The organism is Phocaeicola vulgatus ATCC 8482, assembly GCF_000012825.1.
In the GTDB taxonomy this organism is placed as follows: domain Bacteria; phylum Bacteroidota; class Bacteroidia; order Bacteroidales; family Bacteroidaceae; genus Phocaeicola; species Phocaeicola vulgatus.
In genome coordinates, this window is record NC_009614.1 from 2,466,883 (window position 1) to 2,482,145 (window position 15,263).

The following is a 15,263-nucleotide window of genomic DNA, read 5'->3' on the forward strand; positions in this document are numbered from 1 at the left end:
TTTGTTCCCGGCCCGGACATATAATGAAAGTTAAGCTATAGTGATGCTTGAATCCAAATAAACATCTTGAATGGTATTTAGCAATTCAATTCCGTCTTTCATTGGTTTTTGAAAGGCTTTACGTCCACTTATGAGGCCCATACCTCCGGCACGTTTATTGACGATTGCTGTTATTACTGCGTCTTTTAGATCAGAACTGCCATGAGATTCACCTCCAGAGTTGATTAATCCTACACGTCCCATGTATCCATTGGCTACTTGATAGCGACAGAGGTCGATAGGATGTTCTGAAGTCAGTTCGGTATAAACTTTATCATTTGTCTTTCCGAATTTAATGGCTGTAAAGCCACCGTTATTGACCGGTAATTTCTGTTTTACAATATCTGCCTTGATAGTAACTCCCAAATGATTGGCTTGTCCGGTCAAATCGGCTGCTGCATGATAATCTACACCGTCTTTTTTAAAAGCATTGTTACGTAAGTAACACCATAAAATAGTAGCCATGCCTAGTTCGTGGGCATATTCAAAAGCTTCCGCTATTTCAACCAGTTGTCTGCGGCTCTGTTCAGAACCGAAATAGATAGTGGCACCTACTGCTACAGCCCCCATATTCCAGGCTTCTTTTACAGTACCAAACATCACTTGGTCGTAAGAATTGGGATAAGTCAATAATTCATTGTGATTTAGTTTGGCAATAAAAGGAATCTTGTGGGCGTATTTGCGGGCAACGGAACCTAATACTCCGAAAGTAGAGGCTACGGCATTACAGCCCCCCTCAATAGCGAGTTTTACAATATTTTCCGGATCAAAGTAAAGTGGATTGGGAGCAAATGAGGCTCCTGCTGTATGTTCTATGCCTTGGTCTACAGGAAGAATAGATACATACCCTGTATTTGCAAGTCGCCCGTGTCCTAACAGGGTTTGAATACTGCTCAGGGTACGAATATTGCGGTCTGATGATATCCAAGTATCATCAATGGTGCTTGAAGAAGGGATATGGATTAATGATTTATCTATAGTTCTACAGGTGTGCTCTAAATAAAATGCTGCTTGGTCACCCAATAAATTTGTTATTTTACTCATACTCTTTTTTCTTTAATTGATTAATAATCTTTTATCCATAATGTTTTCTTTCTAGTATAAAAGCGTATGATTGCGTTTGAATGCACTATTGAAAACACTATTTTGATGTATTCTCCATTCTGTGATGGAGGTTTCGGACAGCGCAGGAAAATTATTTCCTGCCACCGGGGTTGGTTTTTCCTTGATCGGCTACAGCTTCCATTAGTTTTTTTATTTTTTCCGGATCTCCCAAAAAGTAGTCTTTCTTCAAATTCAGGTCATTATCAAACTCGAATACATACGGAACAGCAGTAGGTAGATTAAGACCTACAATTTCCTCATCCGGTATATGTTTCAAATATTTAATAATTCCTCTGAGGCTGTTTCCGTGAGCTACTACCAGCAGTTCGTTTGCTGTAGCTAGATTGGGGAAGATGATGCATTTCCAATAAGGTAATATACGTTCTACTGTTTCTTTCAGAGATTCGGTACGTGGAAGATCTTTGTCAGGAACTTCTTTATAACGGGTATCTGTTTTCGGATTGCGCGGATCATCTTCCGGTAGGGCATTGGGGGCTACGTTAAAACTACGGCGCCATATCAAGACTTGTTCTTCTCCGTATTTAGAAGCTGTTTCGCTTTTGTTTAATCCTTGCAATGCGCCATAATGTTTCTCATTTAGGCGCCAACTTTTCTCTACAGGTATCCAGTCTTGATCCATTTTATCTAGGACACAGTTTAATGTTTTGACCGCACGCTTTAAAAAAGAAGTGTAAGCTTTATCAAAATGAAATCCTTTTTCTTTTAAGAGTATACCTGCTTGGTTGGCATCAGCGATACCTTTTTCGGTTAAATCTACATCTGTCCATCCTGTAAAACGGTTGTCTTTGTTCCAAGTACTTTCTCCATGGCGGAGTAATACGATTCTTTTCATTTGTTCTCCTTTCTTTATTACCCGGTAATACATTTTCTGTTGGCGGCAAAATTAGTTGTAGCATACATACTTATCAATACCCATTAATTATGAATTTAACAGCGGAAGGCAAGGTTTTGTTTCTCTTTTTATTATTTTTGTACTTTGTAATTAAACACATGCCATGAAAAGAATTAAAACAGGACTAACGGGATTTATATTAGGAGATTGGTTGGGAATGCCTTACAGGGGAAAAGGAAAAGGGACATTTAAACCTATGTGGACAAAATCTTATCTTCGGGGAGACAAATGTTCAGGAAATACTTCGATGTTATTATGTGCTTTGGACAGTCGTTGTAATTTGGAACTTTATCAGCAGAATTTAAGAGATTGGTATTTTAATAGAAAGTATACAGGAGAAAACATTGAGTTTGATATTGATCAGGTAACCCAAAAAGCAATCATGAAAAATTTCAGGGGAGTGTCTTCGGATTCTAATAGCGGCAACCGTAGTTTGATGGGATGTTGTGTTTTGGCTTTTTCGCCTTTATCTAAAGAAGAGATTTTTCCTTTTATTAAGATTACTCATAATAGTCGTTATAGCTTTAAGTATACTTGGTTTTTTATTGAGTTTATTCGTTGCCTGTTGGAGTATGAAGATAAAGGACAGGCATTACAGCAGGCTGAGCAGAGATGTGGTGTGGAGGTTAACAGGCAAAATCTTTGTAATGGAAGCTTTGTTGTAGATACGGTGGAGTCAGTGGTCAATTGGTTTATGGCAGGAAATAGTTATAAGGAGTGCGTATTTTCGGCTATAAACTCAGGTAAGTCAAGTGATGCGGTAGGAGCATTGACAGGTTTGCTGGCGGGAATATATTATGGATTAGAATTAAAGAATGGAGTGAAAGGGTTTGAAACAATGGAATCTTATATTGATTCATTTATCCAGTACCTTAATCATCCCACTCTTTAAATTCCAATGAAAGTTGTTCCCATTGTTTTTTTATTTCTTCTTTTGGATTAGATACGGATAGTCCGATAAGGCGGATGGGGTGGCTTTCATAATCAATTTCTTTCAGTAATTTTTTTGCTAAAGGAAGAATTTTATCCATGCTTGTCAGTTCACTGTCTTGAGTGATGCTGCGGGTTATTTGGTTAAAGTCATGGAATTTTATTTTTAAAGTAAGTGTATTACCACTGAAATTAGTGCGTTTCAGTCTTTCTAGCAATTCGGTGACTACATGATATAGTTCAATGATGGCGGAAGAATGAAGAGAAATGTCTTTTTCCAATGTATGTTCGCATCCTACGGACTTACGGATTCTTATGGGTTCTACAGGACGGAGGTCTATGCCTCGTGCAAAATCGTAATATAGATTACCTGCTTTGCCAAACTGTCGGGTAAGCATTTCTAAAGTGCAGGCTTGTAATTGGGTACCATTATGAATACCTAATGCGTGCATTTTTTGGGCTGTGACCGGACCTACTCCCCAAAAAGATTCGATGGGAAGATGGGCGATGAAATCCAATGCTTGGTCGGGATGTATTGTACATAATCCGTCGGGTTTGCGGTAATCCGATGCTATTTTGGCTAGAAATTTGTTATAAGAGACCCCGGCTGAAGCTATCAATCCCAATTCTTTGCGGATACGCTTTTTTATATCTTTGGCTATATCTATAGCAAGTGAAAAGCCTGCTTTATTTTCAGTTACATCCAGAAAGGCTTCGTCTAGTGACAGAGGCTCTATGATATCTGTATAGGTATGAAAGATATCGTGTATCTGCCGGGATACAGCTTTATATACATTCATCCGCCCTGGAACAAAAATCAGTTCTGGGCAAAGTCTTTTGGCTTTTTGTGATGACATGGCGGAATGTACTCCGTAACGACGGGCTTCGTAACTGGCAGCAGCTACCACACCTCGTTCTTCAGCGTGTCCCACAGCAAGCGGTTTTCCACATAATTCGGGGTTGTCACGCTGTTCTACCGATGCGTAGAATGCATCCATATCGATATGTATTATTTTGCGTTCGGACATCTTCATGAAATTTGTAGAGCAAAGGTATGAAAAAGGTTTTTGGTTGATGAGTTCTTTAACAGCTTTATTTGTTATATTTTCATTAATGTTATTTCTGTATAACGAATACGAGAGAGACACATAAGAACTGCCCCTTTTATTTATCTGATGATGCGAAATTTCCGCTGGGCCCCGAATATTGGTTTCGGTAAGGTAAGATCAATGTTGGGTAGTATAATAAAAAGAAGGAGTTAGTTTTCACTAAACTCCTTCATGCTCAGCTTGTCGGGGTGACTGGATTCGAACCAGCGACCACACGCCCCCCAGACGCGTACTCTAACCGGGCTGAGCTACACCCCGAATTGCGGATGCAAAGGTACGGCTTTTTTTGGTATTTGCAAATATTCTCTGTACTTTTTTACATTAAAAGTGCATCTTTTTATGCAAGGTATTGATGAAACTAATAAGTCGATTCCCTATATTCAGAGGGAGACATATTGGTGTGTCTTTTAAAAAAACGACCTAAAGCAGACTGGTTCAGGAACTTAGTTCTGATTGTTATTTCCTGAATATTAAGAGAACTGTTTTTCAATAATTCTTTTATCTCCAGTAATGAATAATCTATAATCCAGTCCTTAGGAGATTTTCCACTGGTTTCTTTAACTACTTCAGACAGATATTTGGAAGAAACATGAAGTTTGTCGGCATAAAAGATAACCTCTTTATGCTCTCTGTAGTTGTCCATCATTAGCGTATAGAATCTATGCGTTAAATCTTCTTTACGTGTTGTACTTGTATTATTTCTATGATTGATGTAATTTTCAAAATCGTTATATAAATCTAGGAATATAATTCTTAGCAGAGCTATAATTGCTTCTCTGGAAAAACTTTTGGGAAGTTTGATCCGACTCTTCAGTAACGTATAATAATTCATGAAATACTGCATCTCTTGTTCCGGCAAGGGATAAAGGAAACGAGATTTCATGTAAGAGAAAAATTGAGGAGAAAAACTCCTGATAGTTTTTATTACATCATAGAAAAATGTGTTTGAAAGTGTAAAATAGTTTGTTGTGAAATGAGGACTTGTCTCTATGACTGAGACTAGCAGTCCCGGCATAAAGACAAAAACATCATGTGGGTGTATAGTATATTCTTGAGAATCCATTCTTATTTTAGCATTTCCTTGTATACAGATTCCAATAGTACATATAGGGGTATAAGAAGGGCAATCTGTAATGGGCAATGTTGATGCATTAGATTGCATGCAAAATTCATTCTCTAATATATCTTCTCTATTCTTTTCAAATTCCTTATATAACATTTATACCAACCAATTATATAATGCAAAAATAGGGTTTCTGAAGCATTGAAAAGTTGATCAATGGTATTTAGGAACAATTTTACGGAAAAAAGGTGCTTTATATTTGTCTTTTTTAAATGATTGTCCTGTTTTTTAACTAATGTATTATAAATACTCTAATTGCTTGATTGTTAAAAGTTTGATCGATTATAATTGGGAATAAATAAAAGATGTTTTTATTGTATCGGACAGATGGAAAGTTTGTATAATCCTTTCCATCTGTTTGAAGGGAGATCAGCAACCCATGGATTCATGATAAAAATCCAGCATTTCAAAAATTTCGTCTTTACTTGCCGATTGATTAATCTGTATATTTCCTATTTCAGTTAATAGGGTGAAATTGATAATGCCTGCTGAGTTTTTCTTATCATGTTTCATGAATTCATAGAGGCGTTCATATTGTTTGCAATTAAAAGGCATAACTCCATAATGTTCTTTGACGAACAGGATGGTCTGACGTAGCTTGTCTTTAGGAAAACCAGTTTTGATATGGGAGAAATAAAGTTCACAAACTATTCCCCATGCCACAGCGTAACCATGTAATATCGGATGCTGTGTTTCTAATGCCAGACTTTCAAAAGCATGCCCTACGGTGTGTCCCAGATTTAAAGCTTTGCGGATTCCTCTTTCAAAAGGATCCTGTTCCACTATATCTTCTTTAATCTGTACAGATTTTCCGACTAAAGTCTGTAAGACCTTGTAATCTATATTGTTGAAGTCAAATTTCAACAATTCTATCCAATGATCATGGGTGCTGATAAGACCATGTTTCAACATTTCAGCGTATCCGGACAATAGATTGCGAATATCCAGTGATTTTAGAAAATTAGCGTCAATCAATACACTTTCGGCAGGAGAGAAGACTCCGATCTCATTCTTTAATCCGTTGAAATTGATTCCGGTCTTGCCTCCTACAGATGCATCAACCATAGCCAGCAGTGTGGTAGGAATATTAATATATTTGATCCCTCGTTTGAAAGTTGATGCGGCGAATCCTCCTAAATCTGTAACCATCCCTCCACCTAAATTGATAAGTAGCGAATGACGGCTTGCACCTTTATCTCCCAACTCTTTCCATACATATGCCAGTGTTTCCAAGTTTTTGTGCACATCTTCAGCCCCTATATAAATAAAATGGGCATTTTTAATACAATCAAATTCTGATAAAACAGGAATGCAAAGTTCACGTGTATGTTCGTCAGCCAAGACAAATAATTTGTCATGTGGGCATTGGTTTATTGCCTTATTGAGATTTTCTTCTAAGTTATGGCAGATAATAACTTCTTGTTTACTCATATTTTCTATTATTTGCCTGCAAATTTAGGTAAAAAAGCAAAAAGATGACCGTTCTTTGCTTACAAATAATTACTTTTGTACGTTAAAATATAAAATAATGAAAGGAATTTTACCGGTTTATTGTAGGACGATGGGATATGTTGTTCTGTTGTTGTCTGTTTTCGTACCGTTGTTCATGTTTATGTTTGGCATGATAAACGATAGTAACCTGTTGTTTACAAAGGCTTCTATCAAGTTACTTATCTGGTTTTCTTTGTTTATGATCTTCTTGGCAAAAGTGAAGGATGAGAATGAGAAGATTTCCCGAATACGTATCAAGGCTATTTGTTATGCTATTTATTTGTTGGGCATTTATTATATTGTAATGTTGGTCAGAGGAGTATATAATGGAAATCTGGAAGAAGCGGATAATTCCATTGCTATAGTTTATATGGTTTTTAATGTTATTTGTCTGGAATTTGGTGTACAAAAAAGCCGGGTTGACCGATTGTTTAAGAAATAAATACATTTTTCCGTTAAACCTTTTGTCGACAAGAGTGTCCAAAGGACATTAGGCATTAAAATTTCAAGGAAAAAGAAAAAATGAAGAAGTTAGTATTATTGTTGTTACTGGTATGTACCTGTGCAACTCTCTCTTGGGCGCAAAGTGGCAAGCGCATAACCGTGACGGGATCTGTGATTGATGGTGATGATAAAAGCCCGGTTGGACAAGCTACCGTACAGTTACTTTCTCTACCCGATAGTACAATGGTGGTAGGAAATGTTACCAATAACAACGGAGTATTCTCTATTGCTGCCCGCCCGGGGAAATATGTACTTAAAATTTCATTTGTAGGTTACCTTACTCAGGAAAAATCTTTGCAGCTGACAGCTGGTAAACCGAGTGTTAATATTGGAACAGTCACTTTACCCACCGATGCTATCATGTTGGGTGAGGCGGTTATTGTAGCCGAGGCTCCGCAGGTAACCATTTCAGAAGATACTATTGGCTATAACGCTTCTGCTTATCGTACTCCTGAGGGGGCGATGTTGGAAGAATTGGTGAAAAAACTTCCGGGAGCAGAAATAGATGAAGACGGAAACATAAAGATGAACGGCAAGGAAATCAAGAAACTTATGGTAGATGGCAAAGAGTTTTTTGGCGGTGATGTGAAGACCGGTTTGAAGAACTTGCCAGTCGATATGGTGGAAAAACTGAAAACCTATGATAAGAAATCCGATTTGGCACGCATTACGGGTATTGATGATGGTGAGGAGGAAACAGTGCTCGATTTGACGGTGAAGAAGGGGATGAATCAAGGCTGGTTTGGAAACGTGGATTTAGGCGCCGGAACGGAAGACCGTTATACAGGAAGAGCTATGATTAACCGTTTTTATGATAAAACTCAGGTTTCTATTATTGGTTCCGCCAATAATGTGAATGATCAGGGATTTTCGGGAGGAGGACCTCGTTGGAGGCGTAACAATGGATTGAACGCGACTAAAATGCTAGGAGCGAATTTTGCTACAGAAACAGAAAAACTGGAATTGGGAGGTAGTATGCGTTACAACTATCGTGATGCAGATGTAGTAACAGTCGGATCTTCACAGCGTTTTTTGCAGTCGGGGGATTCTTATTCCAATTCAAACAAAGCCAATAGTAATAAGGAAACAGGTTTCAAGGCAGATTTCCGTATGGAATGGCGTCCCGATTCAATGACCAATATTATTTTCCGGCCGAATGTTTCTTATGACAAGACAAGGGGAGCTTCAGTTGCAGAGTCAGGTACTTTTAATGAGGATCCTTATCAGTATGTGGTAAATCCCAATGATTATTTGAACTTTGACAATATAGAGTCTGATGATCCGTTAAGGGATACTCGTATTAATGCTACCAATGAACATAATCTGTCCAAATCAAATAGTTTGTCGGCTAATGCAACATTGCAGCTGAACCGGAAACTGAATAATGAGGGACGTAACATTACATTCCGTGGTTCATTTGGATATGGAGATGATGACAGCGATCAGTATGCTCAATCGGAAACCCGTTATTATCAGATAAAGAACTATTTAGGAGGGGATTCTATAGAACATCGTAATCAATACATTACGATGCCTACTAAAAATTATAATTATACAGCACAGTTTACTTATAGCGAACCTATAGCACGGGCTACTTTCCTGCAATTTAGTTATAGATTCCAATATAAGAATAGCAAGAGTGATAAATCGACATACGATTTGGGGTATCCTTGGGATATAAATGACGGATTACCCGAAAACTATGAAACTGCTTATGTGGATAGCTTGAGTAAGGATGCTGAATATAAATACTTTAATCATGATATTTCTTTGGGACTACGATTTATCCGGGAGAAATATCAGTTGAGTGCCGGCATGTCCTTACAGCCTCAAAATACGAAATTGTCCTATAAGAAGGGAGATTACATGACTGATACCACAAGAACGGTATTCAATTTTGCTCCGAATCTGGATTTTCGTTATCGCTTCTCCAAAGTAAGTCAGTTGCGTATCACTTATCGTGGGCGTAGTAGCCAGCCTAGTATGGAAAACCTGTTGCCGATTGTCGATAATTCCAATCCGTTGAATATCCGTGTGGGTAATCCAGGTTTGAAGCCTTCGTTTGCCCATACCATGCGTTTGTTTTATAACACTTATAATGCCGAGAAGCAGCGTGGCATAATGACTCATGTAAATTTCACTGCTACTCAGAATAGTATCAGTAATAGTACGGTATATGATGAGAATACGGGTGGTACTACTTCAACTCCTCAGAATATCAATGGAAACTGGAATGCGTTTGGATTGTTCGGTTTTAATTCGGCTTTGAAGAATAAAAAGTTTACTATAAATTCTTTTTCTCGTGTGAGCTACCGGAATCAGGTAGCGTTCTTATACAATAAGGAAACATTGCATGATGATAAGAATACGACTACCGGTTTGACTTTGGCGGAGAATCTGAATGGGTCCTATCGGAATGACTGGTTTGAATTTTCATTGAATGGTTCTATTGAGTATACAGCGGAACGTAGCAAGCTGCGTCCTGAAAAGAACCAGAATCCTTATACATTCTCATATGGAGCGAGTACCAATGTCACTTTACCATGGCAGATGACATTGTCTACTAATATCACCAACCAGTCCCGTAGAGGATATGATGATGCCAGTTTGAACAATAATGAACTGATTTGGAATGCCCAAATAGCACAAAGTCTATTGAAAGGAGCTGCAACTGTTAGTTTTGAAATGTACGACATCTTAAAACAACAGAGCAATATCAGCCGTTCTTTGACAGCGGATGTACGTTCGGTTACCGAATACAACAGTATCAACAGTTATTGTATGGTACATTTTATCTATCGTCTGAATATTTTTGGAAGTAAAGCCGCCCGTGACAAGATGATGAATAGCCATAGGGGATTCGGCGGTCCCGGTTTTGGTCCCGGTCCGGGAAGACATGGCCGGCGTCCTTTTTAAATGAAACTATATCTTAATCTTTTCCCAATCTATATTGTTATAGGTTGGGATTTTTTTTATAAGTTTGCTTATAAGTAAATTACTGGAATTATATGGTAGAGTGGAGTATCTTTAATGAAATCTTTGCTGTTGCTTTTAACGTGCTTTATTTTGTGATTATCATCGGAACTATCTTTATAGTGATACTTGATAATCGTAATCCCGTTAAAACAATGGCATGGGTACTTGTGCTCTTTTTCCTGCCCATTGTGGGGCTTGTGTTCTATTTCTTTTTCGGCAGAAGCACACGTAAGGAGAAATTGATCAGCAAGAAAGGGTTCACCCGTCTCATAAAACGTCCCATGGCAGAATATCAGGCGCAAAAGGCGTTTAAGTGTCCTGATGAACAGCACCAGTTGATGCGTTTTTTCCGGAAAGTGAATAATGCTTTGCCCTTTGAAGGAAATGCGACGGAAGTTTTTACGGATGGTTATTCCATGCTGTATTCATTGATGAAAGAAATCAGTAAGGCAAAGCATCACATCCATTTGCAGTTTTATATTTTTGAGGATGATCCGGCAGGCAGGTTGCTGCGCGATTTGTTGATAGATAAAGCGCGGCAGGGAGTAGAAGTGCGTTTGCTATATGACGATGTGGGCTGCTGGAAAGTTCCCCATGCTTTTTTTGATGAAATGCGGGGAGCAGGTATTGAGGCACGCAGTTTTTTGAAAGTCCGTTTTCCTTTATTTACCAGTAAGGTAAATTATCGTAATCACCGTAAAATAGTAGTAATCGACGGTCGTGTGGCTTATACGGGAGGGATGAACATTGCTTTGCGCTATATGAAAGGCTTTCCATGGGGGATATGGCGGGATACTCACATTAAAATAGAAGGAAAAGCGGTATATGGGTTACAGACTGCTTTTTTGACCGATTGGTATGTAGTAGACCGTACCCTTATCACTTCCTCCCGTTATTTCCCCGAAGTCGGAATCTTTGGAAAGGCTCTGATACAGATTGTCACTTCCGATCCTGTAGGCGAATGGCGGGATATTATGCAAGGGCTACTGATAGCTATCAGCAGCTCCCGAAAGTATTTTTATATACAAACACCTTACTTGTTGCCTACCGAACCTATTCTGATGGCATTGAAAACGGCAGCTTTGGCAGGCGTGGATGTTCGCATTATGATACCGGCACGTGCCGATACATGGATAACACATTTAGGTTCGTTATCTTATTTGGATGATATCATGCGTGCGGGTGTCAGGATTTACCTTTATCAGAAAGGTTTTTTGCATTCCAAGCTGATGGTCAGTGATGATACTCTTTCTACGGTAGGTTCTACAAATATGGACTTCCGTAGCTTTGAGCATAATTTTGAGGTGAATGCCTTTATGTATGATCCGTCCTCAGCATTGCTGTTGAAAGGTATTTTCCTGCAAGACCAGAAGGACGCCATCCTGTTGCAGAGAAAAACATGGATAAAGCGTCCTTGGTATCAAAAAGCACAAGAATCTATTGTCCGGTTGCTGGCACCGTTGCTTTGAAGAAAGAGAAGTTCACACTGCCATATGCACGGCGCTCAATAAAATGGGGGTCATCCTCAAAATGATTCTCTTTGCCATGTTCCAGTACCAGTAATCCGTCTTCCTTTAAAATCCCGCTTTCGAAAATACGGGTGGGGATGCTTTCCAACTCTTTCAAGGCGTATGGAGGGTCGGCGAAGATGAAATCAAATTGCTCGCTGCATTTGTCTATAAATCTAAAGACATCAGCACGGATAGGAAAACATTTGTCGGTCTTCACTTCACGCATCATCTGTGAGATGAAAGAAAGGTGCTGGGGATCTTTTTCTACTGAAATAACCCGGTCACAACCGCGTGAAACCAGTTCTATACTGATGCTGCCCGTACCGGCGAAAAGGTCCAAGGCTGTAACTCCGTCCTCGAAGTCAAAATAATTGTTACTTAATACATTGAAAAGGTTCTCTTTGGCGAAATCCGTTGTCGGACGTGCCTTGAATGTATGAGGCACATCGAAACGGCGCCGTTTGTATATACCGCTGATTACTCGCATAATAATAAGGTTTGCATGTCAAAAGGTATCTCTTCTATTTTACTTATCTCGGAGCGGTTGAATTCCGCTTTGGGGCTGATGACGAATACCTGGCGCAGATAATTGCGCAACTCTTTCAGTAATTCTTCTTTGTCCTTTAATATTCCTGTCAAGTGCAGCTCGTCTCTTTCCTGATTATAATTTAATTGTTGCCATACATATAATAGGTAATACACACGGTCTGTGGTTTGTTTGCATGGAAATGAGTTGATCAGTAATAAGTTGCCCTTATCAAAACAAAAAACTTCCATTTGTTGCTCGCGTATGTATGTATATAGTTTCCGGCTGTTACCCAACCGGCTTTTCCGGGCGAAATATTCAGTCAGCGGGCTGGCGGTGGAGAAGAAACGAGCTGTAGGAAAATGTTCAGTCAGTAACAAATGGGTATGTTTGTCCATAGCAAAAAGTATTACCACATTGCTTCTTCCCAGGACATTGCAAAGTACAATCTCGTTATTTCCTTTAGCTTTAGGAAAATTATGATAGAAAATTGTATCCATCTGTTCGTCTTCGAATAATTCCAAAGGAACAGGGGTGAAACGGGGGGAGTCATACAAGATGTTAACCCGTTTATACGGATACTTCAGCGCTTCTGTTTTAGTCAGCATATCTTTCAGATTGGCCGTCATGGAATATCCGGTGTTGACCGGATGCGGAACAAAGCAGAAATCATTATCTGTCAGTGGGTTATAGATAGAAAAAGAAAATCCATCCGCACTGAGGCGGATGGATAATGTATATTGTTCTGATTTTGTAAAATCGATACGTTCAGTCATTCTTATTCCCAGTTACCTGCGTTATTGTTAGGCTGTTCGATATCACCCACTCTTAAACCGCAATATTTACCCAATTTGGTCTGAAGGTCTTTAAGGTTAGCCAATTCTTGAGTATTCAAGCCGCCCAAATATGTTTCATACGGAGTTTGAGCTTGGAACAAGTTCAAAGGAGCACCCGATTTGGTAGTATCGCTGCGGGTAACCATCTCAAATTGTACGCCGTTTCCGAAGGGAACATATCTCAAAGAGTCTGCATTGAAGCCCGGAGCATAGATTGTATCTGTTACGGCAACCCATAAAGTATCACGTTTGAAGTTCATCAAACCTTCTTTTTCAACTTCTTTCCAGTTACCGGTCTTTTTGGCTTTGTTGATGATTGCCATCGCTTTCTTTTCAGTCATACCGGCTTCCAGTTGTGTATCAGACAAAACTCCTTCTTTCTTTACAAACGGAAGTTTTGCAGTTTTGACGAAATCAATCAAGGTGTCGAAGCTTGCAGTATATCGTCCATTGTGCAGGTTACGGTATTCCAACTGTGCCTTACGGATGTCAATTAAGCGTGCAATAACTTGTTTCTCTCTAGTCTTTTTAGCGTCATCGAAGTTGATCGGTCCCATGATACTGCCGTAGCAAACGTATATCAAACCGATAACGCAAGCAGCCAATACAATATTAATAACTGTTTTCATGATAAATATGTGTTTTTTTTAGTTTATATTCGCATCGCAAAAATAAAACAAATAAATCTAATAACGCACAGTTCAAGGAACTTTTTATTACGCAATTATGATTAATAGTTATTTAGTGCAGCAAATTAAGGGAAATTTTCTATATAAACCAACTTTAGAACAAGAAAAAGCTGTTAAATTTTTAGCAGATTTTCTCTTTTCCCGCCAATCGGACTCGGTTTTTCTCTTAAAGGGATATGCCGGTACGGGTAAAACATCCCTTATCGGAGCATTGGTGAAGACCTTGGACCAGTTACAGCAAAAGTGTGTTCTGCTTGCTCCGACGGGAAGGGCGGCTAAAGTCTTTTCACATTATGCACAGCATCCGGCTTATACTATCCATAAGAAGATTTACCGCCAGCGCAACTTTTCAAATGACCTGGACAACTTTTCTTTGGATGATAACCTGCATCAGCATACTTTGTTTATTGTGGATGAGGCGTCGATGATCGCTAATGACGGATTGGCGGGGGCGGTCTTTGGTACAGGGCGTTTGCTGGACGACTTGATTCAATATGTATATGCCGGAACAGGTTGCCGTCTGATGCTGATAGGAGATACGGCGCAGCTTCCTCCGGTGGGAGAGGAGGAGAGTCCGGCTCTTTCGGCCGATAAGTTACGCGGGTATGGCATGGAAGTATATGAGGCGCAGCTCACTGAGGTGGTCCGTCAGATGCATGATTCGGGGATTCTTTGGAATGCGACAGAATTGCGCCGCTACATATCCGAGGAAAATTTTCTCACTTTGCCTTCTGTCCGTGTGGAAGGGTTTCCGGATATCCGGATGGTTTCTGGTAGTGAGCTGATTGAGGTAATCAATGATTGTTACGGTCAGGCAGGTATGGACGAAACGATTGTGGTCTGCCGTTCCAATAAACGGGCGAATATTTATAATAAGGGAATCAGGAATACGATTCTGTTTCGGGAGGATGAGCTGAACAGCGGTGACCTGCTGATGGTGGCGAAGAATAACTATTTTTGGACGGAGGGTTGTAAGGAGATTGATTTTATAGCCAATGGAGATATAGCTGTGGTTCGCCGTGTCCGTCGGGTGCGTGAGGCATACGGCTTTCGTTTTGCCGATGTGGTGCTGGCGTTCCCCGACTATGATGGTATGGAATTGGAGGTGAAACTTTTGTTGGATACCTTGCATACTGAAACACCCGCACTGCCTAAAGAATTGAATGACAAGTTGTTTTATTCGGTATTGGAGGATTATGCTGATATAACAGTGAAACGTGAGCGGATGAAGAAAATGAAAGCCGATCCTCATTACAATGCCTTGCAGGTGAAATATGCGTATGCCGTTACTTGTCACAAAGCGCAGGGTGGCCAGTGGAAACGGGTCTTTTTGGATCAGGGTTATATGACGGAGGATATGTTGACTCCGGATTATTTCCGTTGGCTGTATACGGCTTTCACCCGTGCTACGGAAATTCTGTATCTAGTGAACTGGCCGAAGGAGCAGACGGAATGAGCGGGCAGTCAGTGAGGTGTTAATGACTGATGATATGTTTTCAACCGTTTGGTTAA

General features: G+C 39.6%; 13 protein-coding genes and 1 tRNA gene. 5 read left to right on the forward strand and 9 right to left on the reverse strand.

All coding sequences use genetic code 11. From position 1 onward, the window contains the following. Nucleotides 1-30: 30 nt before the first annotated feature. On the reverse strand, nucleotides 31-1,083 hold the full coding sequence (locus BVU_RS09595) for a class I fructose-bisphosphate aldolase (RefSeq protein ID WP_011965373.1): 1,053 nt from the start codon (nucleotides 1,081-1,083) through the stop codon (nucleotides 31-33). Nucleotides 1,084-1,234: 151 nt separating this feature from the next. Continuing rightward, the gene (gpmA, locus tag BVU_RS09600; RefSeq protein ID WP_005849083.1) at nucleotides 1,235-1,996 is read right to left on the reverse strand and encodes a 2,3-diphosphoglycerate-dependent phosphoglycerate mutase; all 762 of its coding nucleotides are present in this window, start codon (nucleotides 1,994-1,996) and stop codon (nucleotides 1,235-1,237) included. Nucleotides 1,997-2,159: 163 nt separating this feature from the next. Here gpmA and BVU_RS09605 point away from each other — a divergent pair, with 163 nt between their 5' ends. Then, nucleotides 2,160-2,948, forward strand: a complete 789-nt coding sequence (locus BVU_RS09605) for an ADP-ribosylglycohydrolase family protein (RefSeq protein ID WP_005849081.1) — start codon at nucleotides 2,160-2,162, stop codon at nucleotides 2,946-2,948. Here BVU_RS09605 and dinB read toward each other — a convergent pair. The 4 genes from dinB to aroB form a co-directional block, all read right to left on the reverse strand. Further along, nucleotides 2,929-4,014 carry a DNA polymerase IV gene (dinB, locus tag BVU_RS09610; protein ID WP_080510729.1) on the reverse strand — a complete coding sequence of 362 codons (1,086 nt, stop codon included), beginning with the start codon at nucleotides 4,012-4,014 and terminating at the stop codon, nucleotides 2,929-2,931. The genes BVU_RS09605 and dinB overlap by 20 nt on opposite strands. A 264-nt stretch (nucleotides 4,015-4,278) precedes the next feature. Beyond that, nucleotides 4,279-4,353 (reverse strand) — tRNA-Pro (locus tag BVU_RS09615). A gap of 100 nt (nucleotides 4,354-4,453) precedes the next feature. After that, a complete protein-coding gene (locus BVU_RS09620) occupies nucleotides 4,454-5,314 on the reverse strand; it encodes an AraC family transcriptional regulator (RefSeq protein ID WP_005849077.1) in 861 nt (286 codons plus the stop codon). Nucleotides 5,315-5,587: 273 nt separating this feature from the next. After that, complete coding sequence (gene aroB, locus BVU_RS09625) at nucleotides 5,588-6,649, reverse strand: 3-dehydroquinate synthase (RefSeq protein ID WP_005845784.1); 1,062 nt, start codon at nucleotides 6,647-6,649, stop codon at nucleotides 5,588-5,590. A 97-nt stretch (nucleotides 6,650-6,746) separates the two neighbouring features. Between aroB and BVU_RS09630 the strand changes: the two genes are divergently transcribed. From BVU_RS09630 to cls, 3 genes are all read left to right on the forward strand, one after another. Continuing rightward, entirely contained in the window at nucleotides 6,747-7,151 is a 405-nt protein-coding gene (locus BVU_RS09630; protein WP_005849075.1) for a hypothetical protein, read from the forward strand. Between the two features lie 80 nt (nucleotides 7,152-7,231). After that, entirely contained in the window at nucleotides 7,232-10,129 is a 2,898-nt protein-coding gene (locus BVU_RS09635; protein ID WP_005845788.1) for a TonB-dependent receptor, read from the forward strand. A gap of 92 nt (nucleotides 10,130-10,221) precedes the next feature. Then, complete coding sequence (cls, locus tag BVU_RS09640) at nucleotides 10,222-11,658, forward strand: cardiolipin synthase (protein ID WP_005849070.1); 1,437 nt, start codon at nucleotides 10,222-10,224, stop codon at nucleotides 11,656-11,658. Here the strand turns inward: cls and BVU_RS09645 are convergent. From BVU_RS09645 to BVU_RS09655, 3 genes are read right to left on the reverse strand one after another with little or no spacing between them, the layout of a single operon-like run. Beyond that, a complete protein-coding gene (locus BVU_RS09645) occupies nucleotides 11,627-12,187 on the reverse strand; it encodes an RsmD family RNA methyltransferase (protein ID WP_011965375.1) in 561 nt (186 codons plus the stop codon). The genes cls and BVU_RS09645 overlap by 32 nt on opposite strands. Further along, nucleotides 12,178-13,002, reverse strand: coding sequence for a DUF3822 family protein (locus BVU_RS09650; RefSeq protein WP_008669341.1), 825 nt, complete (start codon nucleotides 13,000-13,002; stop codon nucleotides 12,178-12,180). Before BVU_RS09650 ends, BVU_RS09645 begins: the two co-directional genes overlap by 10 nt. Before the next feature lie 2 nt (nucleotides 13,003-13,004). Beyond that, nucleotides 13,005-13,691: a hypothetical protein gene (locus BVU_RS09655; protein ID WP_005845793.1), complete on the reverse strand. Its 687-nt coding sequence runs from the start codon at nucleotides 13,689-13,691 to the stop codon at nucleotides 13,005-13,007. Between the two features lie 97 nt (nucleotides 13,692-13,788). Between BVU_RS09655 and BVU_RS09660 the strand changes: the two genes are divergently transcribed. Beyond that, nucleotides 13,789-15,207: an ATP-dependent DNA helicase gene (locus tag BVU_RS09660; RefSeq protein WP_005849066.1), complete on the forward strand. Its 1,419-nt coding sequence runs from the start codon at nucleotides 13,789-13,791 to the stop codon at nucleotides 15,205-15,207. The last annotated feature ends 56 nt before the right edge of the window (nucleotides 15,208-15,263 follow it).

Excerpts from the sequence above, each read along its gene's own strand:
- BVU_RS09595 (WP_011965373.1), bottom strand. The coding sequence starts at position 1,083 with ATGAGTAAAATAACAAATTTATTGGGTGACCAAGCAGCATTTTATTTA.
- gpmA (WP_005849083.1), bottom strand. The coding sequence starts at position 1,996 with ATGAAAAGAATCGTATTACTCCGCCATGGAGAAAGTACTTGGAACAAA.
- BVU_RS09605 (WP_005849081.1), top strand. The coding sequence starts at position 2,160 with ATGAAAAGAATTAAAACAGGACTAACGGGATTTATATTAGGAGATTGG.
- dinB (WP_080510729.1), bottom strand. The coding sequence starts at position 4,014 with ATGTCCGAACGCAAAATAATACATATCGATATGGATGCATTCTACGCA.
- BVU_RS09620 (WP_005849077.1), bottom strand. The coding sequence starts at position 5,314 with ATGTTATATAAGGAATTTGAAAAGAATAGAGAAGATATATTAGAGAAT.
- aroB (WP_005845784.1), bottom strand. The coding sequence starts at position 6,649 with ATGAGTAAACAAGAAGTTATTATCTGCCATAACTTAGAAGAAAATCTC.
- BVU_RS09630 (WP_005849075.1), top strand. The coding sequence starts at position 6,747 with ATGAAAGGAATTTTACCGGTTTATTGTAGGACGATGGGATATGTTGTT.
- BVU_RS09635 (WP_005845788.1), top strand. The coding sequence starts at position 7,232 with ATGAAGAAGTTAGTATTATTGTTGTTACTGGTATGTACCTGTGCAACT.
- cls (WP_005849070.1), top strand. The coding sequence starts at position 10,222 with ATGGTAGAGTGGAGTATCTTTAATGAAATCTTTGCTGTTGCTTTTAAC.
- BVU_RS09645 (WP_011965375.1), bottom strand. The coding sequence starts at position 12,187 with ATGCGAGTAATCAGCGGTATATACAAACGGCGCCGTTTCGATGTGCCT.
- BVU_RS09650 (WP_008669341.1), bottom strand. The coding sequence starts at position 13,002 with ATGACTGAACGTATCGATTTTACAAAATCAGAACAATATACATTATCC.
- BVU_RS09655 (WP_005845793.1), bottom strand. The coding sequence starts at position 13,691 with ATGAAAACAGTTATTAATATTGTATTGGCTGCTTGCGTTATCGGTTTG.
- BVU_RS09660 (WP_005849066.1), top strand. The coding sequence starts at position 13,789 with ATGATTAATAGTTATTTAGTGCAGCAAATTAAGGGAAATTTTCTATAT.